We start from the raw sequence: 26,086 nt of genomic DNA on the forward strand, positions 1-26,086 counted from the left end.
TGGAACCGACTCATGAGGGGGCTCCAGGGTTGCGAAAACCCCCGCACGGGTTTACGGCCCCCGAAAAAGTGATATCACTTTGCTAGGCCAGCCGGACCACCGCCAGCACACGAAACCGGGGGACGACCATGTCCGTGACCAGCACGCCCGTACCGACCGACCTGCCCGAGATGCCCGCACCACGCGTCCGTGAGAGGGCCGCGCACAGCATCGGCGGCGGTCTCGCCCTGCTGCTGGGCCTGCTGGGGCTGCTCGCCGGGGCGGCCCTCGCCGTCTTCGGCGCCACCCTCACTTCGGCCGGCCCGAAGGCCGCGCTCATCGCCGCCGGCGTCCTGGTCGCCCTCGCCGCGTTCTTCGCGATGTGCGGCCTCAACATGGTCGCGCCGGGCGAGGCCCGCGTCGTCCAGCTCTTCGGGCGCTACCGCGGCACCATCCGCACCGACGGACTGCGCTGGGTCAACCCGCTGACCACCCGCTCGAAGATCTCGACCCGGATCAGGAACCACGAGACCGCGGTCCTCAAGGTCAACGACGCCTACGGCAACCCGATCGAGCTGGCCGCGGTCGTGGTCTGGAAGGTGGAGGACACCGCGCAGGCCATGTTCGAGGTCGACGACTTCCTGGAGTTCGTCGCCACCCAGACCGAGGCCGCCGTACGCCACATCGCCATCGAGTACCCCTACGACGCCCACGACGAGGACGGCCTGTCCCTGCGCGGCAACGCCGAGGAGATCACCGAGAAGCTCGCGGTCGAGCTGCACGCGCGCGTCGAGGCGGCCGGGGTCCACATCATCGAGTCCCGCTTCACCCACCTCGCGTACGCGCCCGAGATCGCGTCGGCGATGCTCCAGCGCCAGCAGGCCGGCGCGGTCGTCGCGGCGCGCAAGCAGATCGTCGAGGGCGCGGTCGGGATGGTCGAGATGGCCCTCACCCGGATCGCCGAACAGGACATCGTCGAGCTCGACCCCGACCGCAAGGCGGCGATGGTCAGCAACCTGATGGTGGTGCTGTGCGGCGACCGGTCCGCCCAGCCCGTCCTCAACACCGGCACTCTCTACCAGTGACGGACGAGACCCCCCAGCGGAAGCAGCGGCAGCGCAAGCAGGTGCTGCTGCGGCTGGATCCCGTCGTGTACGACGCCCTGGCCCGCTGGGCGTCCGACGAGCTGCGCAGCGCCAACGCGCAGATCGAGTTCCTGCTGCGGCGGGCCCTGTCGGAGAACGGCAGGCTCCCCGGCGGGGCGGCGCCGATCCGCCGCCGGGGGCGGCCTCCGAAGGCACCGGACGCGGACACGGAGACGGCCCCGGACACGGACCCGGACACGGAGCCCCCGGCCCCGTAGGAGCCCCGGCCCTGCGGGGCCGCTCCCCCGCCCGCCCCTTGCCGGGCCGGAGCTCCGCCCCGGGCCCCGCGCCTCACCCCGCGCCGGCCACCACCCGCACCGGCAGCCGCCGCATCGCCTCCCGCAGCGCCTGCGCGAACGTCTCGAACTCGCTCTGGCGCGCCGCCCCCGTCCGCATCGCCAGCGCGACCCGGCGCGACGGCGCCGGGTCGGCGAAGTGCCCCGTCACCAGCTGGTCGTTGCGGTCCGTCTCCACCTTCACCGCCGTGCGCGGCAGCAGCGTCACCCCGAGTCCGCCCGCGACCAGCTGCACCAGCGTGGAGAGGCCGGCGGCGGTCGTCGTGACCGGTGCGCCCTGGGTGCGGCCCGCCTCCCGGCAGATGTCGAGCGCCTGGTCGCGCAGGCAGTGCCCCTCGTCGAGCAGCAGCAGAGGCAGCTCCCTGAGCGCCTCGCGCGGTATGTCGCCGCGCCCGCCCAACCCGTGGTCCCGCGGTGTGACCAGCACGAAGTCCTCGTCGAACAGCGGCAGTTCGGCCACCCCCGGCACCCCGAGCGGCACCGCGAGCAGCAGCAGGTCGAGCCGTCCCGCCGCCAGCCCCTCCAGCAGCGAGGACGTCTGCTCCTCGTGCACCTGGAGGTCCAGTTCCGGATACCGCTCGTGCACGAGCGTGAGCACCGTCGGCAGCAGGTACGGCGCCACCGTCGGGATCACCCCGAGCCTGAGCACCCCGGTGAAGGGCGCCCGTACCGCCTCCGCCTCCTCCATCAGCTCGCCCACCGCGTCGAGCACGGCCCTGGCCCGCACCGCGAGCCGCTCCCCCGCCGGAGACAGCAGCACCTTGCGCGTCGTACGCTCGACGAGCTGCACGCCGAGGGTCTCCTCCAGCGCCGAGACCGCCCCGGACAGCGCCGGCTGGCTCATGCCGATCGCGGCGGCGGCGTCCCTGAAGTGCAGATACTCGGCGACAGCGGCGAACGCGCGCAGCTGCGCGAGGCTGGGCTGCTTGCCCTTGACGCCGTTCCCGCCGCTTCCGGTACTACTGGCCACTGATAACCACCTCCGATCGGATCAAGCAAGTCTAGCTATTTCCGTGATCAATGCTTCCTGTGTCACTGTGGGGATCCGTCCAACCCCCAGGAAACTCCCGTAACGGGATTTCCTTCTCTGCAAGGAGCGCGTGTGCTCACTGTTGGTGACCAGTTCCCCACGTACGACCTCACTGCCTGTGTCTCCCTGGAGGCCGGCAAGGAGTTCGAGCAGATCAACCACAAGTCCTACGAGGGCAAGTGGCGCGTCGTCTTCGCGTGGCCCAAGGACTTCACCTTCGTCTGCCCGACCGAGATCGCCGCTTTCGGCAAGCTGAACGACGAGTTCGCCGACCGCGACGCGCAGATCCTCGGCTTCTCCGGTGACTCCGAGTTCGTGCACCACGCCTGGCGCAAGGACCACCCGGACCTGACCGACCTGCCGTTCCCGATGCTGGCCGACTCGAAGCACGAGCTCATGCGTGACCTCGGCATCGAGGGCGAGGACGGCTTCGCGCAGCGCGCCGTCTTCATCGTCGACCCGAACAACGAGATCCAGTTCACGATGGTGACCGCCGGTTCCGTGGGCCGTAACCCCAAGGAGGTCCTCCGGGTCCTCGACGCGCTCCAGACCGACGAGCTGTGCCCGTGCAACTGGACCAAGGGCGAGAACACCCTCGACCCCGTCGCCCTGCTGTCGGGTGAGTGACTGACATGGCACTCGACGAACTGAAGGCCGCCGTACCGGACTACGCCAAGGACCTGCGCCTGAACCTCGGCTCGGTCATCGGCAACAGCGACCTCCCGCAGCAGCAGCTGTGGGGCACGGTCCTGGCCTGCGCGATCGCCTCGCGCTCGCCCAGGGTGCTGCGTGAGCTGGAGCCGGAGGCGAAGGCCAACCTCAAGCCCGAGGCGTACCAGGCCGCCAAGTCCGCCGCCGCGGTCATGGCGATGAACAACGTCTTCTACCGCACGCGCCACCTGCTCTCCGACCCGGAGTACGGGACGCTGCGCGCCGGTCTGCGGATGAACGTCATCGGCAACCCGGGCGTGGAGAAGGTCGACTTCGAGCTGTGGTCGCTCGCGGTCTCCGCGATCAACGGCTGCGGCCAGTGCCTGGACTCGCACGAGCAGGTCCTGCGCAAGGCCGGTGTCGAGCGCGACACCATCCAGGAGGCGTTCAAGATCGCCGCGGTGATCCAGGCCGTCGGCGTGACCCTCGACTCCGAGGCCGTCCTGGCCGAGTAGCCGGCAGTACGCACGTGAGGGGCCCCGAGGACATCGTGTCCGCGGGGCCCCTCACGCGTGCGCGTCAGCCCCTGAGCGCGGCCATGAGGTCCCGCATGTCCTCGATCATGAGGGGCGGGAGCGCGGACAGGTCCGGCTCGGGCCCGTCATCGGGCGGATCCCCGTCCCCCTGGTAGTCGACGCCGGAAGTGACCAGGATCTCCAGCACCGCACCCCCGTCCAGGACCTTCAGCCGCGGTTCCTCGTACTCACCGGTCTGCGGTACCAGATACGCCTTCTCGCCGAGTCCGGGGACTTCCTGCAGCCTGGGCGGCGTCCCCTCCCCCCAGACGGGCTGGCCGAGAACGGCCTCGAACTCCGGCTCCGGGTCGGTCTTCTTGTGCAGCTCGGCCACGATCTCGACCTGGTGGCTCACCGTGAACCCGTCCTTGTCCGGCCTTCCCGCCGGTGCGAAGTACATGCTGCAGGTGGCCTTGTCCAGGGCGCCGTGCTCACTCACCATTTCGACCGGGTCGGCCGGCTTCTTCCCCAGACTCAGCCCCAGGGCGGCCAGCTCGGCCTTCTCGCACAGCCCCTCGCCCACCCGGTAGCCCCGCGTGTCGACCGCGTCCTGCGATCCGTACGCGGAGAGCCCGCCCACCCACACCACCGAAGCGGCCACCGCTCCGCCCACGGCCCACAGCCACGGCCGGCGGCCGCGCGGCGCCCCGGGGCGTTCCCCGCCCGCGCTCGTCACGGTCTCGGGCTCCGGCGCGGACGGGAAACCCCCCGCCATCTCCGGCTCGGAGATCATTCCGGGCCCACCGCGCCCTCACCCTGCGCCGGCACCGGCGCGGACGCCGGCGCGGACGCCGGCGCGGGCGCGGGTTCCGGCGCGGGTGCGGGTGCGGGTGCGGGTGCCGGCGCCGGACCGAGCGCTGTCGCGCCCCGCGGCTCCGGCGCCGTGCGCAGCGCCGTCTCCATGCTGTACGTCCGCAGGTAGCCGACCACCGTGTTGGTCACCGCCACCAGCGGCACCGCCACCACCGCGCCGCCGATCCCGGCGACCAGGCCGCCCGCCGCGACCGCGAGGACGACGGCCAGCGGATGTACCCGGACCGCGCGGCCGAGGATGAACGGCTGGAGCACATGGCCCTCGATCTGCTGTACGGCCAGTACGACGACCAGCACCATCAGCGCCGTGAACACGCCCTGCGTGACGAGCGCGACGACCACCGCCAGCGCGCCCGACATGACCGCGCCGACCAGCGGGATGAAGGCGAACAGGAAGATGAAGACGGCGAGCGGTACGGCCATCGGCACGTCGAGGAACCAGATCCCCAGACCGATGAAGATCGCGTCGATCAGGGCCACTATCACCGTGCCCCGCACATACGCGGTGAGCGTGCGCCACGCGCGCGGCCCCGCGCCCGCGACACCGGGCCTGGCCTGCGCGGGCACCAGTTTGAGCGTCCACTGCCAGATGCGCTTGCCGTCGTACAGCAGGAAGAGCGTCGAGAACATCGCGAGCAGCATGCCGGTGAGGAACTCGACGATCACGGTGACGCCCTGGAGGCCCGCCGAGGTGATCTCCTCGGTGTTGGTGGCGACCGCGTCGGTGAGGTTCTCCGCGATGTCGTTGATCTGCTTCTCGGTCACGTGGAACGGACTGTTGAGCAGCCAGCGCTTGAGCTCCTCGATGCCGTCCTTGAGGCGGTCGGAGAGGTTGTCGATGTTCTCCATGACCTGCCACACCACGAACCAGCCGACCAGGCCCATGACGACGAAGCCCAGGACGGCGGTGACGGCGGTGGCGAGGCCGCGCGGCAGCCCGGTCCTCCGCAGCCGGGCGACCGTGGGCTGGAGCATCGCGGTGACGAGCAGGGCGGCGGCGAAGGCGAGGACCACCAGTTGCACGGCACTGATGATCTTCATCAGTACCCAGAGCGTGCCCGCCAGTACGAGCAGCCGCCAGCTCGCCTCGGCCGCCACGCGCATCCCCCACGGGACGGCGGCGACCGGGTCGGGCCTGGCGGCGACGGCGGGGGCGTAGGAGGGCGGCGCGGGGACATGCTCGACACCGGCGGGGTCCGCGGAGCCGTACGGCGGCGCTCCGCCGGGGCCCGTGGCGTCGTCGTCGGACGCGGCGGCCTCGGCGCGGCGCTCGTTCAGCCGCTCTCCGATGCGGGTCAGTCCCGCCCCCAGCCGACCGAGCCATCCCGGCTGTGGCTGTGGCTCTGGCTGTGTTGACATGTCGCTCTCTCTTCTTCCCCGTCGCGTGCTCCCCCGGGGGAGACACCGGACCGACCGTACACGCGCAGAGCCCCTCACCGTAGACGGTGAGGGGCTCTGCGAGGTTGAGCTGCCGCTGGTACTAGTACCAGTGATTGGCCTGCCAGAACGACCAGGCGCCGCAGGGGCTGCCGTAGCGCTCGTCCATGTAGTTCAGGCCCCACTTGATCTGGGTGGCGGGGTTGGTCTGCCAGTCGGCGCCCGCGGAGGACATCTTGGACGCGGGCAGCGCCTGCACGAGGCCGTAGGCACCGGACGAGGGGTTGCTCGCCTGGTAGTTCCACGTCGACTCGTGGTTCACGATGTTGCTGAAGCACTGGAACTGGTCGCCCGGCACCATCTGCCGCGCCATCGCCTGGACCTCGGCGACGGTGTAGGAGCTCTTCGCGGAGAAGCTGCTGGCGTCACGCGTGGCGGAGCGGCTGGCGACCTGCTCCTTCTCCTCGCGTTCCTTGGCTTCCTCGGCGGCCTTCGCCTTCTTGGCTTCCTCGGCCGCCTTCCGGTCCGCTTCGGCCTTCGCCTCGGCGGCTTCCTTCTTGGACTTGGCGTCCTTGGCCGCCTGGAGGCGGGCCGATTCCTCCGCGGACTTCTTCGCGTCCACATCGGCGGCATAGGCCTGTGCGTCGGCCTGCTGCGTCAGGGACGCGGTCTGCACCTGGGCCTGCTGGCCGGCAGGGATGTCTGCGAGGAGCGTCATGTCGGCTGCGGTCGCCTCGAAGTTCTCGTTCGAGGGCTGAGTGTCGCCCGAGGCGACGCCCACGACGGCGCCGACAGTGGTGACCGCGGTAGCCGAAGCCACGGCGAATCCCCGGACCGAAATCCGGCTCACACGGTTTCCTTCCAGCAGTGCCCGCTCGGGTGACCTCGCGGACGCAATCGTGCCCCTGGCGCTGGCCTTCCCTCGCGTTTGGTCTGGGAAGGCGCGGACCCGGTGGGCAACTCCTCTGCGGGAGCGCCGCGTAGTGACTCGGGCGGCATACGGCGACGGCTGTTGAGTTGTGTGGTGCCGCGTCCTCGTGAGGAAGCGGCGTACGGGTGTGCCGTATGCGGGGCCTGACGGAAGCAAGACTCTGCCGGAACCGGACGCCGGGAAGCAATTATTCGTTGCGTGTGAAAGCTCACACGCCGTTTACACCACTCGTTTCACTGAAACTTCCCCGCAGCACGACGCCGCCCGGCTAGGATCCTGCGCCCGGCCGGACGGCGCCAACTGCCTTTTCCCCCTTATGGGGTTCAGAGGGGCCAGAGGACTCAGAGGTGCACGTCCTCCAGCATTTCGGTCACCAGTGCGGCGATCTGCGAGCGCTCCGAACGGGTGAGGGTGACGTGCGCGAAGAGCGGATGGCCCTTCAACTTCTCGACGACGGCGACCACTCCGTCGTACCGGCCGACCCTCAGGTTGTCGCGCTGGGCGACATCGTGGGTCAGCACCACCCGCGAATTCGCCCCGATCCGGGACAGAACGGTCAACAGGACGTTCCGTTCCAGCGACTGGGCCTCGTCCACGATCACGAACGCGTCGTGCAGCGAGCGGCCCCGGATGTGCGTGAGCGGCAGCACTTCGAGCATGCCGCGCCCCAGCACTTCCTCGATCACCTCGCGGCCCGCCACGGCCGACAGCGTGTCGAAGACCGCCTGCGCCCAGGGGCTCATCTTCTCGGACTCGGAGCCGGGCAGGTAGCCGAGCTCCTGCCCGCCCACCGCGTACAGCGGCCGGAAGACCATCACCTTCTTGTGCTGCCGGCGCTCCAGCACCGCCTCGAGCCCCGCGCAGAGCGCCAGCGCCGACTTTCCGGTGCCCGCGCGCCCGCCCATCGAGACGATGCCGACGTCCGGGTCGAGGAGCAGGTCCAGCGCTATCCGCTGCTCGGCGCTGCGCCCGTGGATGCCGAACGCCTCCCGGTCGCCGCGTACGAGCCGGACCATGCCCTCGGCGGTGACCCGGCCCAGCGCCTTGCCGCGCTCGGACTGGATGACCAGGCCCGTGTGGACGGGAAGGTCCGCGGCGGCCGGTTCGTACACCGTCTCCTCGGTGTAGAGCAGGTCCACCTGTTCGGCGGAGAGGGACAGTTCCGCCATCCCGGTCCAGCCGGAGTCGGTGATGGCGAGCTCCGCCCGGTACTCCTCGGCGAGCAGTCCGACCGAGGACGCCTTGATCCTCAGCGGCAGGTCTTTCGACACGACGGTCACGTCGAACCCCTCGGCCTGGAGGTTGCGTGCCACCGCCAGGATCCGTGAGTCGTTGTCCCCCAATCGATAGCCGGCCGGGAGCACGCCGGGATCGGAGTGGTTGAGCTCGACACGGAGCGTTCCGCCCAGGTCGCCCATCGGGATGGGGGCGTCGAGGCGTCCGTACCTGATCCGGCAGTCGTCGAGCAGGCGCAGGGCCTGCCGGGCGAAGTAGCCGAGCTCCGGATGGTGCCTCTTGGCCTCCAACTCCGTGACCACGACGATCGGGAGCACCACCTCGTGCTCGTCGAACCGGGACATGGCGTTCGGGTCGGCCAGCAGGACGCTGGTGTCGAGAACGTAAGTGCGCCTGTCGGGCATGCGGCGCTTTGTGCTGGTCACCACGGAAGGACGTACCCCCTCTGAAGACGAGCCTGAGGTCGGGGTGCGACGGCGTCGCGAGCGGTGGGACCGGGCTCGGGCCACGATGCGCGGGCCGAGCTCCGGCCCTCCGCTCCGTCCACGCTCAGCGCGTGGTCGTCCTGGTGCAAGGGGCCTCCCGGGCGAGCGGACCGGCCGCTCGCTGAGATACGGCGCCCGTGGACCGGGCGCCGACCTGGAAGGGGTATTCCCTTTCTCACCCGCCGTCATGCCATGGCATATGACACCCCGTGGGGCGGCGGCCTTCCCGCGTCTCCCGGCGTACGCACGAGCGCCGCGGATCAGGTCCCGTAACGCCGGTGGCGGGCCGCGTAGTCACGCAGGGCGCGCAGGAAGTCGACCTTGCGGAAGGCCGGCCAGTGGACCTCGCAGAAGTAGTACTCCGAGTGGGCGCTCTGCCAGAGCATGAAGCCCGAGAGCCGCTGCTCGCCGCTGGTACGGATGACCAGGTCCGGGTCCGGCTGGCCGCGCGTGTAGAGGTGCTCGGAGATGTGCTCCACGTCGACGATCTCGGCGACCTCCTCCAGGGAGGTGCCCTTCTCCGCGTGCTCCAGCAGGAGCGAGCGGACCGCGGCGGCGATCTCCTGCCGGCCGCCGTAGCCCACGGCGACGTTGACGAGTATCCCGTCGTTGTCGTGGGTGGCCTGCTCGGCCTCCTTCAGCACGGACTGGGTGCGGGCGGGCAGCAGGTCCAGCGTGCCCACGTGGTGCACCCGCCAGCGGCCGTCGGCGGCGAGGGCGCGGACGGCGCCCTCGATGATCCCGAGCAGCGGGACCAGCTGCTCCTCGGGGCGGTTCAGGTTGTCGGTGGAGAGCATCCAGAGGGTGACGACCTCGACGTCGGTCTCGGCACACCAGCCGAGCAGCTCCTGGATCTTGCTGGCGCCCGCCTTGTGTCCCTGCTCGGGGGTCCCGCCGGAGGCCTTCGCCCAGCGTCGGTTGCCGTCGAGGATGACACCGATGTGCTTGGGCACCTGGTCGTGATCGAGGCGGCCTTCCACCCGGCGTGCGTACAGCCTGTACACCAGGTCGCGCAGGTTCACTGGGTCTCACCTCATGGCGTCGTGCGTGTCGGTCGTCCCGCGGGACCATCAGGCACGCGCGGCTGTTTCCCGCCGCACACGTGCGGTCCCGAAGCGGCCACACTACTGCGCGGCCGTCCCGGCGGCCCAACCCGGCCTGTCACAAGTCCGTGATAAGGAGGGGAATGTGACTGATTCCCCTTCATACCTCGCCGCCGGTGACCGTTACGACTCCATGGAGTACCGGCGCACCGGCCGCAGCGGTCTCAAGCTGCCCGCCGTCTCGCTCGGCCTCTGGCACAACTTCGGCGACGACCGCGCGCTGGACTCGCAGCGCGCGATCCTGCGCCGCGCGTTCGACCTCGGCGTGACGCACTTCGACCTCGCGAACAACTACGGCCCGCCGGCCGGCTCCGCCGAGCTGAACTTCGGGAAGATCTTCGCCCAGGACTTCGCCCCGTACCGGGACGAACTGGTCATCTCCACCAAGGCCGGCTACCTGATGCACCCCGGCCCGTACGGGGAGTGGGGTTCGCGCAAGTACCTGCTGTCCTCGCTGGACGCCTCGCTGTCCCGGATGGGCCTCGATTACGTCGACATCTTCTACTCCCACCGCTTCGACCCGGAGACCCCGCTCGAGGAGACGATGGGCGCGCTGGCGTCCGCGGTGAAGCAGGGCAAGGCGCTCTACGCGGGCGTGTCGTCGTACAACGCCGAGCAGACCGCCGAGGCGGCCGGGCTGCTGCGGGAGATGGGCGTACCGGCCCTGATCCACCAGCCCTCGTACTCGATGATCAACCGCTGGACCGAGGAGGACGGCCTGCTCGACACCCTGGAGGAGGCCGGCATGGGGTGCATCTCGTTCGTGCCGCTCGCGCAGGGGCTGCTCACCGGGAAGTACCTGAAGGGCATCCCGGAGGGCTCGCGCGCCACGCAGGGCAAGTCGCTCGACCCGCAGCTGCTGTCGGACGAGGTCGTACGCCGCCTGAACGGGCTGAACGACATCGCGGCGCGGCGCGGCCAGTCCCTCGCCCAGCTGGCGCTGTCGTGGGTGCTGCGCGACCCGCGCATGACGTCGGCGCTGATCGGCGCGTCGAGCGTGCGGCAGCTGGAGGAGAACGTCGCGGCGCTGGGCGGGCCCGCCCTGTCCGACGAAGAGCTGAAGGAGATCGACACCTTCGCGGTCGACACCGAGGGCACCAACATCTGGGCCGGGCGGGGCTGACGGCACAAAAAACGGGCCGGTCCGTGGGGGGGGGATACGGACCGGCCCGAGGGGGGGTTTCCACCATAACCCTTCGTGAGGGGTGCTCGGGGCCGCGCCCCGCCAAAAGTCAGTCCTGATTTTTTCGCGCAGGCTGCTGGACGGCCGTGAGGCCAGTCGGCCCTAGGGGAAATACGCTTCTGCAGGACGCCGCCCGTACCCCCCAAGAGCTAATCCGGCGGAGGGATCCGACTTGACGCTCCGCTTACGGGCGGGGCGTTTCCCGCTCCGCGGCCCGTCGGCGGCCGGGCCCGCGGGCCCGGCCTACGCCACGTCCCGGTGCTTGACGGCGAGGATCTGGTCCATGTGCCGGGTGGCCCAGGCGCCGAGCGGGCCGAGAGCCTCGTTGAGGCCCTCTCCCATCTCCGTGAGCGAGTACTCGACGCGCGGCGGGACCTCCCGGTACACCTCGCGGTGGACGATGCCGTCCGCCTCCAGCTCGCGCAGCTGCTGGATCAGCATCTTCTCGCTGACACCGGGCACCTGGCGCTTGAGCTGCCCGAAGCGGAGGGTGCCGTCGTGGTCCAGCGCCCAGAGGATCAATGCCTTCCACTTGCCGCCCACCACGTCCATCGCCGCGTCGATGCCGCAGACGTAAGGTCCGGTGTCGTTGCTCACTGCCAACTCCTCTGTCCGTACCAGCTGTTGCCGACTGTACGGGAGCGGGTGGTGGCACGGCAGGGCCGCTCGTCACGGGGGACGGGGCGGCACGGAGCGGACGGAGGGCGGCGCCGGTCCGGGGTCAGTAGCGGAGGGCCGCCGCCATGCCCTGGGCGTCCGCCAGGGACTCGTCGGGGACGAAGACGACCTCGCCGTCCGCGGACAGCACCGTCTCCACCAGGGAGTCGACGATGTCCTCCTCCGCACCCTCGGTGTCCGCCTCCTCCTGGTCCAGCAGAGTGAGTGTCGCGCGCTCCGCGCCCTCGACGGTCTCGGGTCGGGCCGTGATGCGCAGCCCCTCCTCGACGACGAGCAGCGCGACCCGGCCCTCGCCCGCCGCCTGCCACAGGTCCTGCACGCCCGCCGCGTAGCGCTTGCCGCTGCGGGCCTCGTCGAGCGCGTGCCGCGCGCGCGCCGTGTCGCCGTCGGCGAGGGCCTGGCGGGCCGGGGCCAGCTGGGCGGAGAGCTCCGCCGGCGTCGTGTGCGTCAGCCCGCCCACCTCCAGGTCGACGACGATCGCCTGCCCGTGGCTGGTGACCTCGCGGTAGATCGAGAGGTGCTTGCTCAGCCCGACCAGCACGACCGGCAGCGGGGCCGCCTGGAGCACGCCCGTGAGCTTCCTGTCGGCGTCCATGAGCATGTTCCGGAAATCCTGGGTGGTCCACTGGCCGCCGTCACGGCTGGGCGCCTTCTCGCGCTCCGCGCCCGACGAGATCACCGGGAAGCCCCACTCGTGCTCCTCGGTCACCTGGTCGCCGCGCCCGCGCCACAGCCGCACCTCCCCCGTGCTGAGCACGAGGACCAGGTAGGGCCGCTCCCGTGCCTCCAGGGCGACCAGGTTGCGGGTGAGGTACGTCGTGTTGACCACGATGCGCTCGGGCACGGAACCGCCGACGAGGAAGCTCCGGTGCTCCTCGGGCGAGGCGTAGACGATGAGGCCGTCGCCGAAGTACTCCGGGTCGATCTCGTCGGCGGCGGCGGCCAGGTGCTGGGTGACCGCGGCCGCCTGGTTCTTGGTGACCTCGGGATCGTCGGCGAGGCGCTTCTCGGCCTCGCCGAGGAGGTTGCGCAGGCGGATGTGATCCTGCTGGCTCTCCGGCCAGTGCCGGTGCGTGGGCAGTGTGACCGACACCGCCGGGTACGGGCGGGGCTTGCGCAGTTCGGCGAGCAGTTCCGGGGTGGGGCGGGTCGGCTGCGTCATTCGGGCACTCCTGGCTGCGGCTGCGGCGGTGGATCGCGGGCAGGCGGCTTCCCGTGCCGCCCGTCCGTCCATACGTGCGTCTCATGGCAACTTCTCACGATTGTCCGGTTGGCGCGCGCGGTCAGCCGCCCGGTGTGCCCGGTCCGCCCAGTGCACCCAGTGCGCCCAGCAGCAGACCTGCCAGCGCCCCGGCGATCATGAAGGGGCCGAACGGGATCGCGGTCCCGCGCCCGGCGCGCCGCAGGATCATCAGCCCGACGCCGTACACCGCTCCGAGCAGGAACCCGGCGAACGTCCCGGCGAAGAGGACCGGCCATCCGTACCAGCCGAGCGCGATGCCCAGGGCGACGGCCAGTTTGACGTCGCCGAAGCCCATGCCGTTCGGGTTGATCAGGAAGAGGAGGAGGTAGCCGCCTCCGAGGGCCACGCCGCCGAGCAGCGCGGCCGGCCACGACCCGCCGTCACCGGGCAGCAGCGCGGCCAGGCCCAGCAGGGCCGCGGCCGCGGCGGCGAGCGGCAGGGTCAGTACGTCGGGCAGCCGGTGCACGCGGCGGTCCACGACCGCGAGGAGCACCGCGAACGGCGCCAGCAGCAGCCACACCGCGAGCTCGGGCCGGGCGCCGGTCGCGGCGGCGAGCAGCGCGCACACGAGGGCGGTGAGGAGGGCGTGGCGGGCGGTGTGCGGGTACGGCGCGGGAGCGGGCCTCCGGTGCGGTGCGCCGGCCGGGGTACGTACCGGCGCGGCGGCGCCCGCACGCACCGCCGCCGCACACTCCGCGCAGCGCGCGGTGCCGAGCCAGCCGCGTGCGGGGCCGGTGAAGGGGTGCCCGGCGGGGCAGGCCGCACGCCACGGCTCCTGCGGCTCGACGGCGAGCCGGTAGGCGGCGCGGGGCACGAGCGGTCCGGTGGCGGCGCCCCAGAGGGCGGCGGCCGCGATCAGCGTTGCGTACACGGCACGGAGCCTAGGCGGGGGCCGGGGGCCGGGTCATGGGCCCGTGGGCCCAGAGGGGACCCACGGCGGGGGAAGGGGCGCTACCGTCGGCGTCATGGGGCAGTGGCGGGACGGGCCGGGGACATTGACGGTGGGACACGGCCTGCGGGGCGGGACCGCGGTGCCGCTGGAGATCGCGGTGTCCGCGCGGGCGCGCACGCGGGGGCTGCTGGGCCGGGACGGGATCGCGGGCGCGATGCTGCTGAGTCCGGCGAGCAGTGTGCACACCTTCGGGATGCGTTTCGCGATCGATGTGGCGTATCTCGACCGGGAGTTGAGGGTCGTCGCCGTACGGACGACGGTGCCGGGCCGGCTCGGCCTGCCCCGGCTGCGGGCGCGCCATGTGCTGGAGGCGGAGGCGGGCGCGATGGAGGGGTGGGGCCTGCGGCCCGGCGTGCGCGTAGGGGTGCGGGCGACACCGGGCCCGTCCGGCGATTGAGGAACGGGGCCGTACCGGCCGGTGCGACCGGTACGACCGGTGTTGTCGGTGTCAGAGGGGCGCGGGACTCTTCTCGTCACGGTCCAGCAACCGTGCGAGTTCGATGCGTGAACGCACCCCCAGGACGGCGAAGACGTTCCGCAGATGGTGGTCGACGGTCCGCGGGCTCACCGAGAGCCGGACCGCCACTTCGCGATTGGTCGCGCCCTGCGCCACGCACCGCGCGATGCGCTGCTGCTGAGGGGTCAGCAGGGCCAGCGGACCGGTGCCGGCGTCCCCCGCCACCGCCTCCCCGGCGGCGCGCAGCTCCCCGGCGGCGCGCCCGGCCCAGACCCGCGCACCGCAGCGCTCGAAGGCGACCAGCGCGTCACGCAGGGGCCCGCGCGCCTCCCGGGTCCTGCGCTGTCTGCGCAGCCACTGCCCGTACAGCAACTGGGTGCGGGCCCCTTCGAAGTCGCCGCCTGCCCGCGCGTGGTGGGCGAGCGCCTCCTGGTACCGGGCGGCGGCCTCGTGGGGAGGGGCCAGCAGCGCCCGGCAGCGGGCCAGTTGGGCGGGGGCCTGCGGGTCGGCCGTCGCGGCCGTCCACACCGCGAACTCCTCGACCGCCGCGGCGGCCTCGGCCGCGCGGCCCGCGAGCACCGCCGCCTCCACGAGGCACGGCACCACCGGCATCCGGGCCGCGAAGTGGCCGCGCAGCGGTCCGGGGCGGACCAGGGGGAAGAGGCGTGCGGCCGCTTCGGCGGGTCTGCCTTCGGCCAGGTCGGCGCGGGCGACCGCCCAGGTGGCGAGGGTGGCGGCCTGGGCGAGGCCGTGCGGGCCCGCGTCCTCCGCGGCGGCCTCGGCGTGCTCGGCGGCGGCGGCCGCGCCGCCTTCGACGGAGGCGACGAGCGCGAGTACGGCCCGCAGGTGGGCCGCCTTGTTGCGCTGGCCCAGCCGGTGGGCGGCGCGCAGCCCCTCGCTCGCGTGGGCGCGGGCGCGGGCGTGCCGGCCGGCCCGCAGTTCGCCGTACGCGAGGCGCTCCAGGGCCTGCGGCAGCAGGGACTCCGGGCCGTGGGCGCGGACGGCGGCGAGCGCCCTGGCCCCGGCCCGGCAGGCCGCGTCGATCTCGCCGAGGACGAGCGCGGCGACTCCGGTGCGCAGCAGCGCGGCCGGGTCGTCGCTGCCGGCCGGGCAGTCGTTGCCGGCCGGGACGTGGGGGCCGGCCGGGACGTGGGGGCCGCTCGGGATGCCGCTGCCGGCAGCGGGGGCCAGGCAGCCGCGCAGCAGGTCGCGCCCCTGTCTCCCCCGTCCGTCGAGCACCGCGCACATGCCCGCCCGGTACGCCTCCAGCGCCGGGTCGGGCTGTGGTGCCGGGATGCGGCGCATCGCGTCGAGGTAGGCGGCCGCGTCCCCCATGGCCCAGGCGGCGTCGGCCGCGCCGAGCAGGGAGTCCACGGCCCGGCCGGCATCGTGCGGGGCGAGCAGCGCCGCCGCGGTGAGCAGGGCCTCCCGGGCGTCTGCCACCGGCCCGTCGCGCAGGGCGAGCAGCCCGCGTACGTAATGGACGTGTCCGGGCGCCGGTACGACGCGCACCTGGGCGAGGAGTTCGCGGGCCCGCCCGGAGTCGCCGCCGAGCCAGGCGTGCTCCGCCGCCGCGGCGAACCGGGCGCCGCGAAGGGTGTCGTCGCAGGAGAGGAGGGCGGACCGGGCGAGCGCCACGGAGCGGTCGGCGTGCGGCCGGGGCGCGGTGGCCGCCCGTGCCAGCGCCTCCGCCAGTGCCGGGTCGTACCGGTGCGCCGCGCAGGCCCGCTGGACCAGCCTCGGCAGCGTACGGTGCGGGCCGTCTAGCAGGCCGGCCAGCAGGTGGTGCACGGCGCGGCGGCGGGCGAGCGGGGTCCGGCGCAGCAGGGCCGTGCGCAGCAGCGGATGGGTGAAGCGGACCCGTGCACCGTCGTCGTGGACCGCGCCCGCCCGCTCGGCCGGTTCCAGGCAGCCGGGGTCGAGTCCGGCCAGCTGCCCGGCGTGGAGGAGCAGGGCCGCGTCCGCGCCGGTCCCGTGGGGCTCGTGCTCCTGCGCGGCCGCGGCGAACAGCAGGAGCAGACGGGTGTCGTCGGGCAGCGCTTCGAGGAGGGCGGCGTAGGCCTCCAGAACGCTCTCGGCGCCCGGCAGCGGACAGGGCAGGGGGGCGCGGCCGGCCAGTTGGTCGGGGGTGAGCCGCTCGGCCGCTCCGGTGAGGATCCGCGGGTTTCCGGCGGCCTCGCGGCACAGCTCCTCCCGTACGGCGGGATCGGTCCGGCCGTCCGTCAGCCGGTCGAGCAGGGCGGCGGACGCATGGTCGTCGAGCGGGCCGAGCTCGAGGGCGGGCAGGCCGCCGAACGCGTCCTGACCGTCGGCCGGGTGGCGGGCCACGGGGGCGAGGGCGGTGACGAGGACGGCGACTTTCAGGCCGGGCCCGAGCCGGCGGGCCGCGAAGCCGAGTGCGGCGCGTGAGTCGCGGTCCCAGGCGTGGGCGTCGTCGACGCAGACGAGGAGCGGACCGCGGGCACCGAGGGTGCGCAGCAGGTCGAGCAGAGCCGTGGGCGCGAGGCCGGGCCGCAGGACGTCGGCGGACGCGGCGGGCAGCAGTGCGGCCGGGGCCGAGCTGAGCAGCTGGTGCAGTCCGCTGTGGGGCAGGAGCTGTTCCGCGGGAGCGGCCGCGGCGTACAGGACCGGTCCGTCGCGGTAACCGTCCATGGTGTGGCGCAGGAGGGCGCTGCGGCCGAGGCCGGGGGGCGCGGTGAGCACGAGCGCACCGCCGCGACCGGCTCTCAGGCGGGCCAGCAGGCTGTCCAGGAGGGCTAGTTCTCCGCCTCGGCCGTACAGCCGGAGGGGACTGTGCACGGTCGTCGATGGGGTCACGGCCGCTACGTTACTTCTGCGTAAACAAGCCCGGAAGGCTCGCGTCCGCCCGTACCCGCGCGGGCGGGGAACTCTGGGCGGGACCCCAACCGGGCCCGTCGGCCGCTGTGCACCGGCACAGCGGCCGGCGCCCGCGCCCGCGTTCGCACGCGTGTGCGCATGCGTCGGCAGGAGCGGGGAGTTGCCGGTGGCGCCGCCTCCGCCACCGGCAACTCGCCCGCTTGCGTCAGGAGTTGTGCGGGCAGTTGCCGCGGTACTCCTCGATGGTCGCGCTCGGCCTCGGCAGCGGGCAGAGGAACTGCTCGTAGCGGGTGTCGTTGTCGATGAACCTCTTCAGCCAGGAGAGGCTGTACTTCCCGATGGTCGTGTCGGAGGTGTTCGGCGTGAAGTGGCTGGCGTTGTTGAGCTCCAGGTACGCCTTGTCGAGGGTGCTGGGCAGCGACGTGTAGAACGGCTCGGAGTGGGAGGAGACGGGAGCGACACTGTCCCCGTCGGCCCCCACCACCAGGGTGGGCGTGCGCAGCTCGGGCCAGGTCTTGTCGAGGTTCCAGCCGGTCAGCGGAATCGCCGCCTGCAGCGACGTACGGCTCTTGGCCGCCTCCAGGGCGCCGCCTCCGCCCATCGAATGCCCCATGACGCCGAGCCGTGTGCTGTCGATCCGGGTGCGGACCGCACTGCGCTCCGTCAGGTAGTCGAGCGCGGCGAGGAGCTGCCGGCCCCGGCTGTCGGGCTGGTCGAGCGTGGTGTTGGTGTCGATGGTGAAGACGACGAAGCCCTGGGAGGCCAGCCGGGGACCGAGCCAGGCGATGCTGGACTGGGAGGCGGTGTAACCGGGCGAGATCGCCACCGCCCCGAAGGTGCCGTCGGCGGTGGACGTCGGGTAGTAGATGGTGCCGCCGCCGAAGCCGGTGACGCTCAGCGAGGAGACCGAGGTCTGCGAGACGGCGTAGGAACCGCGGGAGGCTTCGATGCTCGACACGGTCGGCGCCGGACCACGCTCGTACGGGTTGTCCGCCGCGGCCTGGGCGCCCGGGACCAGCGTCGCGCACAGGCCGGTGGCCGCCGCGGCCGCCGCCAGCCCCAGGCGGACCGTGCGGGAGCGGCTCTTCGTGGGGGTACGGCGGCGTCGGGAGGCGTCGCCGGAGGGGAGGAGGTGTCGCACGAGGGGGGTCCTCTCGATCGTGGCGGAGCCGCACCGGGGGGAACAGGGCCCGTCGTCCCGGGGCCCTCAGGTGCACCGACGGCTGCCGCCGTGTTGATTGGCGGTAGCTACGTTCGCGGCACCCCGGCGGGGACACATCGGCAAGTTCACCGGTCTTCCGGGCGCGGCCGCTGAGCGAGCGGCTCCGAATCGATGGACCGAGTCCGGCCTCGACGCGTGCGCCGACGTACGGGCGGGCCGGGGCAGGGCAGGCGTCGCGGCGGGGTGGAGCACGGAAGCCGGGCCGGGAGCCCTCCGCTCTGCCCGGGCGTGGCCGTGCTCGCGTTCACCGCGGGGGGCCATGCGCGTCCGGCACCCGCCCCGCACGGGCTTGTGCACGGGGACGCGCCTTGCGTAAGGGGTGTACGGGAACCTGTGTACGAGAACGCACGGGAACGCACGGGGACAGCCGGCCCGCAGGCGTACGGAAATCCCGGGAACACCGGCATCGACGTCACGTCGCGTACTCTCCCGCCCTCGGCCACCTGCGTGTGGCCGGACGGCACGAGCACCGCACTCGCCTTCCCTCGCGTTCCCCCCACGCCGTCCACAACCCGGAAAAAGAGGTAGGAACCCATGACCGAAGAAGGCGTGGTCGTCTACTGGCGGCCCATGTGCACGTACTGTCTGAAGCTCTTCCTGTGGCTGCCGTTCACGCGGATCAGGCACACCAGGGTGAACATCTGGAAGAACCCGGACGCGGCGGCGTTCGTCCGCTCCGTGGCCGACGGGAACGAGACCGTGCCGACCGTGACCGTGACGGGCAGGCCGATGGTGAACCCGTCCAGAAAGCAGCTCCTGGAGGCGGTCGCGGCCTACGCGCCGCACGCGATGTCCCGGACCGAGTGACCCTCCCCTCTCCCCTCTCCCCTCTCCCCTCTCCCCCGAGGATGTCCCCTACGGCGCCGGGCTCACCGGCAGCAGCTGCGGTCGTTTCGCCGTGCGGCCGTCGCCGGAGGACCGGCCGCGCAGACGCCGGCCCAGCCAGGGGCCGAGGAACGCGGCGGCCCAGCGGAGTTCGGCGTTCGCGGCCTGCCACCCGGTGGGGGCGGGAAGCGGGGGCAGCGGGCGGGTCCACGCGTCGTCGGCGCCGGGGAGCAGGAGCGCGTGGGCCACGGCCGCCGCGATCCGTTCGTGGCCGAGGGGGCTGGCGTGGAGCCGGTCCTCGCTCCAGACGCGCGGGTCCGTGGCGAAGGCTTGCCGCGCGGTTTCGGCGACCGCGACGCCGTGGCGGGCGGCTGCCGCGCGGATGCGCGCGTTGAGGTCGTGCAGACGGGGCGCCAGCGGCCGGGCGAGGGGCACGATCCTCCCGATGTCGGGGAAGGTGACCGTGGCCACGCGGGTCCCGGTGGCGGTGAGGGCGGCGAACATCGCCTCCAGGTGACCGGCCACCTCGGCGGCGTCGAACGTGGGCCGCATCAGGTCGTTGACCCCGGCGACGACCGTCGCGAGGTCGGGGCGCAGGGCCAGGGCGGGTGCCAGCTGCTCGGCGCGGACCTGGCCGGCCAGGCGTCCCCGTACGGCCAGGTTGGCGTACTGGAGCTCGGGGTTGGCGGCCGCGAGGTGCCCGGCGAGGCGGTCCGCCCAGCCGCGCAGGCCGGTGGTTTCGTCGCCGTCGCCGAGACCTTCGGTCTGGCTGTCGCCCAGGGCGACGTACCGCGCGTACGGCACGTGCGGTGCGCGCGGCGGCTCATACGGCGGCTCGTACGGCCGTACGCACGGCGGCTCGTACGGCACACGCTCATCGCTCGGCACGGACCGGCCCCCTCGCGCGCAGGACGGCCGCGACGCGCAGGCCCCACTCCCGGTTCTCCCGCTCCAGGGCCAGGCCGCGCAGGCAGGTGAGGTACGGGCCGATCCGGTCGCCCCGGCGCAGGAACTCCTCCTCGTCCAGCTCGCCGCGCATCTTGCGGAGCAGCTTGCCGAAGAGTTCGGCCTTGGCCTCGGCGACGGACGCCCGCTCCTCCAGCTGCTCGATCAGCGGACCGGTGTCGACGGAGTCGGCCGCCTGGACCTTCACCGTCAGGTCGTCGCGGATGAAGGAGGGTTTCGAGGGAGCGGCGGTGAAGGCCGCGAGCTCGGCGAGACCGGCTTCGGTGACGCGGAACAACCGCTTGTTGGGCCGGGCCTCCTGGACCACCTGCCTCCCCGCGACCAGCCCTTCCTTCTCCAGCTTGGCCAGCTCGGCGTAGAGCTGCTGGGGCAGGGCGTGCCAGAAGTTCGCCACGCCGATGTCGAACGCCTTGGCCAGCTGATAACCGCTGCACCCATCGTCACCGTCACCGCCACTGCCGCTGCCGTCACCGACCAGCAGCGCCGCCAGTACGGCATGTCTCAAGGCCATCGATGCAGCCCCCTTCCCTTCCGCCGTCCGTTCTCACATCATCCTAGTCAAGAAAATGACTAATCAGGTTCTTGAGTATGAGGTGAGTTCATGGAGAGCGCCGCTGCCGAACGCTTCCGCGCCGCCATCGAGAAGGGCGACCTCGGCGCGCTGGACGAGCTGTTCACCGAAGACGTCCGCCTCTACAGCCCCGTGAAGTTCCGGCCGTTCGAGGGCAAGCCGATGGTCATGGGCCTCTTCGGCGTCCTGCTGCGCACCTTCGAGGACTTCCGTTACGTCGGTGAGTTCGACGGCACGGCGGAGACGAACACGGACGGCGCCGAGACCCCGTCGGCCGTCCTGGTCTTCCGCGCCGTGGTGAACGGGAAGGAAGTCCACGGCATCGACCTGCTGCACTTCGACGAGGCGGGCCGGATCGAGGAGTTCACGGTGATGGTGCGTCCGCAGTCGGCGTCACACGCCCTGAGCGAGGCGGTACTGGCCGGCCTGGTGGCCGACGGCCTCGTACCGACGCCGGCGCCGGCGCCGGCCGAGGACACCTGACCGGCGGCGGCCCACGCCGCGGACGTACGCACCCGGGGCACGGTGGTTTCGGACAGGATCCGGCGTTCCCGGAGGGGGCGAGGCGTCCGGATTCATCGCATCCCGGGTTTTCCACAGGGGGTGCGGGAGGCGGGGAGGGTGCGGGATCGTCTGGGGATGAGGACGGGGATGGGGGAGTTGGAAGGGCTGGCGCGGGGTGGAGTGCTGCTGACGGCGCAGGCCCGGGCGGCGGGCTGGCCGGCGCGGCGGCTGAACCGGAGGCTGCGGACCGAGGGGTGGACCCGGATCATCAATGGTGCGTGGTGCGCGCCGGGCAGGGCGGTCGATGAAGGGGTGAGGCTCCTGGCCCTCCAGCTGACCGGGCCCGAGCGGGTGGCCAGCCATCGGTCGGCGGCGGCCGTGCACGGCATCGAACTGTTGCGCACGGAAGTGGAGCTGACCGCTCCCCGAGGGGTGAACCGGCCTGCGTCCGTCCGCGTCCACCATCTCCCGCTCCACCCCCACGAGGTGGTGACAGTGCGGGGACTGCGGGTGACGACCGTCGTCCGTACGCTCGGGGACCTCCTGCGGGCCGGGCCCCGCGACGAGGCGCTGGTCGCGGTGGACTCCGCGCTCACGTGGCGGACGGTCCGCGGTCGGCGTGTCCCACCCCTGACGGACGAGGGCCGACTCGCCGTCGAGTTGCGGGGCTCGCGTGCCGGGACGGCACGGGGCCGGGAGTGGCTGGGGCTGGCCGACGCGCGATGCGGGTCGCCCGCCGAGACCATCGCCCGGCTGCGGATGCACGACGGTGGTCTGCATCCGCAATCGCAGGTGGAACTGAGGACTCCGAGCGGGCGGCTGTGCCGTCCGGACTTCTTCTTCCGCCGGGAGGGGGTGGTCGTGGAGATCGAGGGGTACGCGTTCCACGGCACCCGCGACGCCCACCGGCGGGACATCCAGCGCTTCAACGACCTCGCCGCCTGTCCCGAGGTCCGCGTCATCCTCCGCTTCACCGCCCTCCAGGTCTTCCACCAGCCCGAGAGCATGCTGGCCGCCATTCGTCAGCAGCTCGCCTGAGACCCGCCCACCGCCAGGCACCCGGCCGAGGGGCTGGCGGTGGGCGGACGGCCATTCAGGCATTCAGGCATTCAGGCATTCAGGCACGCGGTACGGGGGTTTCGAGCCCCTTGCAGGGCAGGACGGCCCAGGACTTGGTTCCCCGGTGCGGCGGGGCCTGGGCCTCGGCGGAACCCCAGGTGCCACCGCAGTCGTCGACGAGCGCCGCGAGCAGCCACAGCGAACGCGTACGGCGCTCCTCGCAGAGCACGATCGCGGTCGGGTCCCTGTGCCGGGGATGCTGGTCCCACAGAACGATCCGGAGCGCGGCGTCGCGGTACCGGAGGGAGAGGTAGAGATCCTCTCCGGGAGTCGACTTCACCGCCGCGCCGATCAGTTCGCCGGTCACGAGGGCTGCGAAGTCGGCGTACGGGTCCAGGTGGTGGACATGCAGGGCGGACCGCACGGCGGTGCGGGCGACGGCCGCGCAGTGCGGTTCCCCGGGGAGGGTCAGGCTGTACGCGAGGGTCGAGGGGCGGGGCGGGCGCGGCCGGCGGTGGAGCGCGGCAACGGGTGAGGTGACGGGGCAGAGTGCGGTGCGGAGGATCGGTGTCGGCGTCATTGCGGACTTCCTTGTCCGAGGGGTGAGTGGCGAATGGCGAGCGGCTTTCGGGGGCGATCTCTCCGCTCGTTGGCGCGCACGGGGGGCTCACGGTGGTGCGTATGGATGAGCGATGAGCAGTGGCTTGTCTCCCTGGCGCGGGACCACCCCTCCCAGGGAAGGAGAGTGCGGGCAGGACCGCGTGATGCACTTCCGACTCATCTGCGTGAGCGGTGCGTTATCCAAGATAGAGAGGTGGGGGTAAATTTCCCCTCAACTCGTGGAAATTGAACCCGTACGTGGCTCGCTCGCACGCACGGGCGGCAGACTGCACATGACCGCACGCGGAAGGGAACGGCATGGCAGCGAGGACGTCCCCAACGGAACGCCAGAAGCGACTGGGCATCGAGCTGCGCAAGATGCGCACGTCAGCGGGCGTCACAGCAGAGTTCGCAGCCGGACTGCTCGGCATCGACCGGGGGAAAATCTCCAACATCGAGTCAGGCGTACGCCCCATCAGCGCCGATCGCCTGCGCACACTGGCCTGCAACTGCGACTGCACGGACGAGACCTTTATCGACGCTCTGGTCGAGATGGCCCAGCCGGGCAGACGCGGCTGGTGGGAAAGGTACCGGGGTTCACTTCCCCAGGGACTCCTGGACATCGCCGAGTTGGAGGCGTACGCAATCCGCATGCGAGCCGCGTACTCCATGCACATCCCAGGGTTGCTCCAGACGTCGGACCATGCACTCGCTGTCTTCCGTGTGGTGGTCCCTCACCTGCCCGAGCACGAGATCGCCCTCCGGCTCGCCCATCGCGTGGAGCGCCAGCAGATCCTGGACGGGGACAATTCCCCCGGGTTCGTGGCGATCGTCCACGAAGCGGCTCTACGTATGCAGTTCGGCGGCCCGCGTGTGGCACGAGCCCAGCTCAACCATCTGCTGAAGAGGTCCGAACAGGAGAACGTAACCCTGCTTGTCCTCCCGTTCGAGGCGGGTGCGTTTCCGGGCGCCGGGCAGACGGTGCTCTATGCGGAAGGGCCAGTACCGCAGCTTGACACCGTCCAGATCGACAACTCGCACGGCCCGGATTTCCTTTACGCGGATACACAGTTGGCGAAGTACCGTGCCCACCTGAACTGGATGGAGGAGATCGCGCTGCCTCCCGGGAGTTCGCGGGACTTCATCCGCAACATCGCGCGCCACCTCTGAGGAGACGAACCGATGGCTGAGATCAACTGGGAAGACGCGTTCTGCGGCGAAGGCAACTCCTGCTTCCGCATAGGGACCGATACCGACGGCAACGCCTACATCGCCGTCCTCGGCGAGGAGGACCGCTACCTCACCGACAGCCAGGACGCCCTGCGGAATCTGATCCGGGACATCAAGGCGGGCAAGGCCGACCACCTGCTCTGACGCCCGCGGTCCCGGCCGTACCGGCCGGACTGGTGGCCGGGCCACAGAGGGGGCGGTGCCCCGAGGCCCGGCCGGTGGTGACCGTCAGCTCTGGGTGCCTGAGCCGGCGTCGGCGCCCGGTACTTCGCCGCGCGGGAACGAGACCTCGACACGGCGGTTCTTCTTGCGGCCCTCTTCCGAGCCATTGTCTGCGATGGGGTAGTCCTCGCTGTACCCACGGATCTCGAACGTGATGGTGGAGTCGAGTGACTTGTTCAGCTCCTGCTGCACGGCGTCCGCGCGCTTCTTGGACAGGACCTTGCCATGCTCGTACGAGCCGAGGTCGTCGGTGAAGCCGAAGACGCGGATCTTGGTCGCCTTCTGGGCGATGATCTCGTCGGCGATGGCCTTGATGCGGGAGGCGGCCTCCGCGTTGAGCTTCGCGCTGTCCTTGCCGAAGAGCACTTCGGCCTGAAGCGCGAACTTCACGTCGGAGTTGGTGTCCTCGCGCCGCTCCTCGCCGCCGAGGTCTTCGACGACGGACTTGATGTCGATGACGCGCGCGGGGGCGAGGGTGCCTCCGTCCGCCAGCTTGAGGCCCGGCGAGTTGCCGTCCACCTCCGGGGGTGGCGACGAAGTGGTACTGCCGGGCGGTGCGCTGGGCGCGGGCTCGGCGTGAGCGCTCGTCACGGACAGGCCCGCGAGCAGCGCTGTCGTCGCCAGAGTGGTCATGGCGAAATGCGCTGGGCGACTTCGGGAGAAGGTGAAGGACATGGGGTCACTCACCGTCGGAGATCTCGATGGTGGCCGGAGGCATGTCGGCGATCTGGAAGTCGACCTTGGTGGTGCTCGCAGGCGGCGCGGGGAACTGGGCATACCAAGTCTTCTCGTCACCGTTCCTGAACCCACCAGAAAATTGAGTGCACAGGCAGCGCCCATCGGTGTCCCGGAGAACGAGATACTTCTTCTTCCCAGTCTTGTCCACCAGGGATGCTCCGGCCATGGATCCAGAATTACCCGCCAGCTCCCGCTCATCCCCTTGCCATCCCGGCGCCGACCACCGGCTTCCGCTACCGTTCTGAACCTTTCCTTCCACAGTCACAAACCCCCCCTCGTCCCGTACGGCAGAGTTGACAGTGAGAGCGATATTTTCCCCTCCCTTCACTTCTGCCAGCACAGGTCCCTCTGTCGGCGCTTCGGCTTCCCTCTCCTTCGGTTTTTCGTCGCCCTCTTTGCCCTTGTCGGTGGGAGACGAAGCTGAACTTGATTTGGACTTTCCGTCATCACCCCCGCCACAACTGGCCACCGTGAGTACCAATCCAGTCGTAATCGCCATTGCGGCCATTACCTTTCGAGCCCTCATGGCGTACCGCATACTCATCAGCAACTCTTCCTTGTCTTCACGTTCGCTCATCACTCGGCCAGGTGCACAGAGAAAAGATCATTCGCCTCGGGCGGATCGGCCATCTCCTCGATCGGGGTCTTCGGGTCTATTTTCCAGATCCCGCTGCCCTCACAGTCGATTTCGATGAGCTCCGACGGATCGCTGTCTCCCACGATTTCACAGCGGGGCTCGATCACTGCGGTGGCGTCGGCCTTGGCGCGCATGCTCTCCGTACCGGGGATTACCGAGTCACCCACGGTGAAGCGAGTTTCGATTTTTGCCCTGAAAGCCAGGTAGCCGTTGACTTCGATCACCTCTACGCCATCATCAAGATTCGAGTCGTTCTCATCGGCGAGCTGGGCCGCAGCAGCTTGATACCCGTCACCGGGGAAGTCCCCCTCAGCCATCAACCATTCGGTCCACGCTTCTGGATCATCCAAGTAGTCAAAGAAGCCGTCGGTCAGCTCGTTCCGTACGTCTTGGGCAGCCGCAAGGGCAGCCGCATCAGCAGCCGACTGGCCACCATTTCGGGCGACGGCCGCCTGTGCAAAGGCGAAGTAAGCGAACGCAAGAAAGAGCAGACCCCCCACCACCACGACGTACATGGGGAGGGTCTGCCCTCGGTCCTGC

28 protein-coding genes are annotated in these 26,086 nt (G+C 71.3%); 11 read left to right on the forward strand and 17 right to left on the reverse strand.

Annotated features, from left to right (window positions below; genetic code table 11):
* Positions 1-128 precede the first annotated feature (128 nt).
* Together ACWD0Y_RS14270 and ACWD0Y_RS14275 are read left to right on the forward strand one after the other, a co-directional pair.
* A complete protein-coding gene (locus tag ACWD0Y_RS14270) occupies positions 129-1,064 on the forward strand; it encodes an SPFH domain-containing protein (RefSeq protein WP_450260632.1) in 936 nt (311 codons plus the stop codon).
* Complete coding sequence (locus tag ACWD0Y_RS14275) at positions 1,061-1,342, forward strand: hypothetical protein (protein WP_450260633.1); 282 nt, start codon at positions 1,061-1,063, stop codon at positions 1,340-1,342. The genes ACWD0Y_RS14270 and ACWD0Y_RS14275 overlap by 4 nt, the downstream gene beginning before the upstream one ends.
* 73 nt (positions 1,343-1,415) lie before the next feature.
* On the opposite strand, the gene ACWD0Y_RS14280 is transcribed toward ACWD0Y_RS14275, so the two are convergent.
* Positions 1,416-2,390, reverse strand: coding sequence for a hydrogen peroxide-inducible genes activator (locus ACWD0Y_RS14280; RefSeq protein WP_450260634.1), 975 nt, complete (start codon positions 2,388-2,390; stop codon positions 1,416-1,418).
* A 132-nt stretch (positions 2,391-2,522) separates the two neighbouring features.
* Between ACWD0Y_RS14280 and ACWD0Y_RS14285 the strand changes: the two genes are divergently transcribed.
* Together ACWD0Y_RS14285 and ACWD0Y_RS14290 are read left to right on the forward strand one after the other, a co-directional pair.
* On the forward strand, positions 2,523-3,077 hold the full coding sequence (locus ACWD0Y_RS14285; RefSeq protein WP_450260635.1) for a peroxiredoxin: 555 nt from the start codon (positions 2,523-2,525) through the stop codon (positions 3,075-3,077).
* Between the two features lie 5 nt (positions 3,078-3,082).
* The gene (locus ACWD0Y_RS14290) at positions 3,083-3,616 is read left to right on the forward strand and encodes an alkyl hydroperoxide reductase (RefSeq protein WP_093799290.1); all 534 of its coding nucleotides are present in this window, start codon (positions 3,083-3,085) and stop codon (positions 3,614-3,616) included.
* A gap of 64 nt (positions 3,617-3,680) precedes the next feature.
* On the opposite strand, the gene ACWD0Y_RS14295 is transcribed toward ACWD0Y_RS14290, so the two are convergent.
* The 5 genes from ACWD0Y_RS14295 to ACWD0Y_RS14315 all read right to left on the reverse strand — a co-directional run bounded on the left by ACWD0Y_RS14295 (position 3,681) and on the right by ACWD0Y_RS14315 (position 9,540).
* Positions 3,681-4,409, reverse strand: a complete 729-nt coding sequence (locus ACWD0Y_RS14295) for a hypothetical protein (RefSeq protein WP_450260636.1) — start codon at positions 4,407-4,409, stop codon at positions 3,681-3,683.
* Entirely contained in the window at positions 4,406-5,848 is a 1,443-nt protein-coding gene (locus tag ACWD0Y_RS14300) for an AI-2E family transporter (RefSeq protein ID WP_450260637.1), read from the reverse strand. The genes ACWD0Y_RS14295 and ACWD0Y_RS14300 overlap by 4 nt, the downstream gene beginning before the upstream one ends.
* A gap of 121 nt (positions 5,849-5,969) precedes the next feature.
* On the reverse strand, positions 5,970-6,716 hold the full coding sequence (locus ACWD0Y_RS14305) for an aggregation-promoting factor C-terminal-like domain-containing protein (protein ID WP_450260638.1): 747 nt from the start codon (positions 6,714-6,716) through the stop codon (positions 5,970-5,972).
* A gap of 422 nt (positions 6,717-7,138) precedes the next feature.
* Positions 7,139-8,461, reverse strand: coding sequence for a PhoH family protein (locus tag ACWD0Y_RS14310; RefSeq protein ID WP_450260639.1), 1,323 nt, complete (start codon positions 8,459-8,461; stop codon positions 7,139-7,141).
* A 317-nt stretch (positions 8,462-8,778) separates the two neighbouring features.
* Entirely contained in the window at positions 8,779-9,540 is a 762-nt protein-coding gene (locus ACWD0Y_RS14315; RefSeq protein WP_450260640.1) for an isoprenyl transferase, read from the reverse strand.
* 166 nt (positions 9,541-9,706) lie between these two features.
* Between ACWD0Y_RS14315 and mgrA the strand changes: the two genes are divergently transcribed.
* Positions 9,707-10,744 carry an L-glyceraldehyde 3-phosphate reductase gene (gene mgrA, locus ACWD0Y_RS14320; RefSeq protein ID WP_450260641.1) on the forward strand — a complete coding sequence of 346 codons (1,038 nt, stop codon included), beginning with the start codon at positions 9,707-9,709 and terminating at the stop codon, positions 10,742-10,744.
* A gap of 303 nt (positions 10,745-11,047) precedes the next feature.
* Here the strand turns inward: mgrA and ACWD0Y_RS14325 are convergent, their stop codons facing one another.
* The 3 genes from ACWD0Y_RS14325 to ACWD0Y_RS14335 all read right to left on the reverse strand — a co-directional run bounded on the left by ACWD0Y_RS14325 (position 11,048) and on the right by ACWD0Y_RS14335 (position 13,596).
* The gene (locus ACWD0Y_RS14325; RefSeq protein WP_450260642.1) at positions 11,048-11,407 is read right to left on the reverse strand and encodes a winged helix-turn-helix transcriptional regulator; all 360 of its coding nucleotides are present in this window, start codon (positions 11,405-11,407) and stop codon (positions 11,048-11,050) included.
* Between the two features lie 118 nt (positions 11,408-11,525).
* Positions 11,526-12,644: a baeRF3 domain-containing protein gene (locus tag ACWD0Y_RS14330; RefSeq protein WP_450260643.1), complete on the reverse strand. Its 1,119-nt coding sequence runs from the start codon at positions 12,642-12,644 to the stop codon at positions 11,526-11,528.
* Positions 12,645-12,765: 121 nt separating this feature from the next.
* Positions 12,766-13,596: a prepilin peptidase gene (locus tag ACWD0Y_RS14335; protein WP_450260644.1), complete on the reverse strand. Its 831-nt coding sequence runs from the start codon at positions 13,594-13,596 to the stop codon at positions 12,766-12,768.
* A 94-nt stretch (positions 13,597-13,690) separates the two neighbouring features.
* Between ACWD0Y_RS14335 and ACWD0Y_RS14340 the strand changes: the two genes are divergently transcribed.
* The gene (locus ACWD0Y_RS14340) at positions 13,691-14,074 is read left to right on the forward strand and encodes a DUF192 domain-containing protein (RefSeq protein WP_450260645.1); all 384 of its coding nucleotides are present in this window, start codon (positions 13,691-13,693) and stop codon (positions 14,072-14,074) included.
* Between the two features lie 51 nt (positions 14,075-14,125).
* On the opposite strand, the gene ACWD0Y_RS14345 is transcribed toward ACWD0Y_RS14340, so the two are convergent.
* A complete protein-coding gene (locus ACWD0Y_RS14345; RefSeq protein WP_450260646.1) occupies positions 14,126-16,951 on the reverse strand; it encodes an AAA family ATPase in 2,826 nt (941 codons plus the stop codon).
* A 226-nt stretch (positions 16,952-17,177) separates the two neighbouring features.
* Positions 17,178-18,113, reverse strand: a complete 936-nt coding sequence (bdeA, locus tag ACWD0Y_RS14350; protein ID WP_450260647.1) for a bis(hydroxyethyl) terephthalate hydrolase — start codon at positions 18,111-18,113, stop codon at positions 17,178-17,180.
* Between the two features lie 615 nt (positions 18,114-18,728).
* Between bdeA and ACWD0Y_RS14355 the strand changes: the two genes are divergently transcribed.
* Positions 18,729-19,001 carry a glutaredoxin domain-containing protein gene (locus tag ACWD0Y_RS14355; protein WP_450260648.1) on the forward strand — a complete coding sequence of 91 codons (273 nt, stop codon included), beginning with the start codon at positions 18,729-18,731 and terminating at the stop codon, positions 18,999-19,001.
* Between the two features lie 48 nt (positions 19,002-19,049).
* Here the strand turns inward: ACWD0Y_RS14355 and ACWD0Y_RS14360 are convergent, their stop codons facing one another.
* Entirely contained in the window at positions 19,050-19,823 is a 774-nt protein-coding gene (locus ACWD0Y_RS14360; protein WP_450260685.1) for an SGNH/GDSL hydrolase family protein, read from the reverse strand.
* 70 nt (positions 19,824-19,893) lie between these two features.
* Positions 19,894-20,496 (reverse strand): PadR family transcriptional regulator, encoded by a 603-nt coding sequence (locus tag ACWD0Y_RS14365; RefSeq protein WP_450260649.1) that lies wholly within the window; start codon positions 20,494-20,496, stop codon positions 19,894-19,896.
* Between the two features lie 90 nt (positions 20,497-20,586).
* Between ACWD0Y_RS14365 and ACWD0Y_RS14370 the strand changes: the two genes are divergently transcribed.
* Positions 20,587-21,039 carry a nuclear transport factor 2 family protein gene (locus ACWD0Y_RS14370; RefSeq protein ID WP_450260650.1) on the forward strand — a complete coding sequence of 151 codons (453 nt, stop codon included), beginning with the start codon at positions 20,587-20,589 and terminating at the stop codon, positions 21,037-21,039.
* Between the two features lie 168 nt (positions 21,040-21,207).
* Positions 21,208-22,098 (forward strand): hypothetical protein, encoded by an 891-nt coding sequence (locus ACWD0Y_RS14375; RefSeq protein ID WP_450260651.1) that lies wholly within the window; start codon positions 21,208-21,210, stop codon positions 22,096-22,098.
* 79 nt (positions 22,099-22,177) lie between these two features.
* Here ACWD0Y_RS14375 and ACWD0Y_RS14380 read toward each other — a convergent pair whose 3' ends face one another.
* Positions 22,178-22,699 (reverse strand): ATP-binding protein, encoded by a 522-nt coding sequence (locus tag ACWD0Y_RS14380; RefSeq protein WP_450260652.1) that lies wholly within the window; start codon positions 22,697-22,699, stop codon positions 22,178-22,180.
* Between the two features lie 338 nt (positions 22,700-23,037).
* Between ACWD0Y_RS14380 and ACWD0Y_RS14385 the strand changes: the two genes are divergently transcribed.
* Positions 23,038-23,889, forward strand: a complete 852-nt coding sequence (locus tag ACWD0Y_RS14385) for a helix-turn-helix domain-containing protein (protein ID WP_450260653.1) — start codon at positions 23,038-23,040, stop codon at positions 23,887-23,889.
* Between the two features lie 12 nt (positions 23,890-23,901).
* Entirely contained in the window at positions 23,902-24,093 is a 192-nt protein-coding gene (locus tag ACWD0Y_RS14390; RefSeq protein ID WP_450260654.1) for a hypothetical protein, read from the forward strand.
* Between the two features lie 84 nt (positions 24,094-24,177).
* On the opposite strand, the gene ACWD0Y_RS14395 is transcribed toward ACWD0Y_RS14390, so the two are convergent.
* From ACWD0Y_RS14395 to ACWD0Y_RS14405, 3 genes are read right to left on the reverse strand one after another with little or no spacing between them, the layout of a single operon-like run.
* The gene (locus tag ACWD0Y_RS14395; protein WP_450260655.1) at positions 24,178-24,804 is read right to left on the reverse strand and encodes an OmpA family protein; all 627 of its coding nucleotides are present in this window, start codon (positions 24,802-24,804) and stop codon (positions 24,178-24,180) included.
* Between the two features lie 46 nt (positions 24,805-24,850).
* Positions 24,851-25,453: a hypothetical protein gene (locus tag ACWD0Y_RS14400; RefSeq protein ID WP_450260656.1), complete on the reverse strand. Its 603-nt coding sequence runs from the start codon at positions 25,451-25,453 to the stop codon at positions 24,851-24,853.
* Between the two features lie 32 nt (positions 25,454-25,485).
* On the reverse strand, positions 25,486-26,061 hold the full coding sequence (locus ACWD0Y_RS14405) for a hypothetical protein (protein ID WP_450260657.1): 576 nt from the start codon (positions 26,059-26,061) through the stop codon (positions 25,486-25,488).
* Between the last annotated feature and the right edge of the window lie 25 nt (positions 26,062-26,086).

Source organism: Streptomyces altiplanensis (genome assembly GCF_053591575.1).

Coding starts and splice junctions, on each gene's coding strand:
- ACWD0Y_RS14270 (WP_450260632.1), top strand. CDS start 129: ATGTCCGTGACCAGCACGCCCGTACCGACCGACCTGCCCGAGATGCCC.
- ACWD0Y_RS14290 (WP_093799290.1), top strand. CDS start 3,083: ATGGCACTCGACGAACTGAAGGCCGCCGTACCGGACTACGCCAAGGAC.
- ACWD0Y_RS14295 (WP_450260636.1), bottom strand. CDS start 4,409: ATGATCTCCGAGCCGGAGATGGCGGGGGGTTTCCCGTCCGCGCCGGAG.
- ACWD0Y_RS14300 (WP_450260637.1), bottom strand. CDS start 5,848: ATGTCAACACAGCCAGAGCCACAGCCACAGCCGGGATGGCTCGGTCGG.
- ACWD0Y_RS14330 (WP_450260643.1), bottom strand. CDS start 12,644: ATGACGCAGCCGACCCGCCCCACCCCGGAACTGCTCGCCGAACTGCGC.
- ACWD0Y_RS14340 (WP_450260645.1), top strand. CDS start 13,691: ATGGGGCAGTGGCGGGACGGGCCGGGGACATTGACGGTGGGACACGGC.
- ACWD0Y_RS14355 (WP_450260648.1), top strand. CDS start 18,729: ATGACCGAAGAAGGCGTGGTCGTCTACTGGCGGCCCATGTGCACGTAC.
- ACWD0Y_RS14365 (WP_450260649.1), bottom strand. CDS start 20,496: ATGGCCTTGAGACATGCCGTACTGGCGGCGCTGCTGGTCGGTGACGGC.
- ACWD0Y_RS14370 (WP_450260650.1), top strand. CDS start 20,587: ATGGAGAGCGCCGCTGCCGAACGCTTCCGCGCCGCCATCGAGAAGGGC.
- ACWD0Y_RS14375 (WP_450260651.1), top strand. CDS start 21,208: ATGGGGGAGTTGGAAGGGCTGGCGCGGGGTGGAGTGCTGCTGACGGCG.
- ACWD0Y_RS14380 (WP_450260652.1), bottom strand. CDS start 22,699: ATGACGCCGACACCGATCCTCCGCACCGCACTCTGCCCCGTCACCTCA.
- ACWD0Y_RS14385 (WP_450260653.1), top strand. CDS start 23,038: ATGGCAGCGAGGACGTCCCCAACGGAACGCCAGAAGCGACTGGGCATC.
- ACWD0Y_RS14390 (WP_450260654.1), top strand. CDS start 23,902: ATGGCTGAGATCAACTGGGAAGACGCGTTCTGCGGCGAAGGCAACTCC.
- ACWD0Y_RS14395 (WP_450260655.1), bottom strand. CDS start 24,804: ATGACCACTCTGGCGACGACAGCGCTGCTCGCGGGCCTGTCCGTGACG.
- ACWD0Y_RS14400 (WP_450260656.1), bottom strand. CDS start 25,453: ATGAGTATGCGGTACGCCATGAGGGCTCGAAAGGTAATGGCCGCAATG.
- ACWD0Y_RS14405 (WP_450260657.1), bottom strand. CDS start 26,061: ATGTACGTCGTGGTGGTGGGGGGTCTGCTCTTTCTTGCGTTCGCTTAC.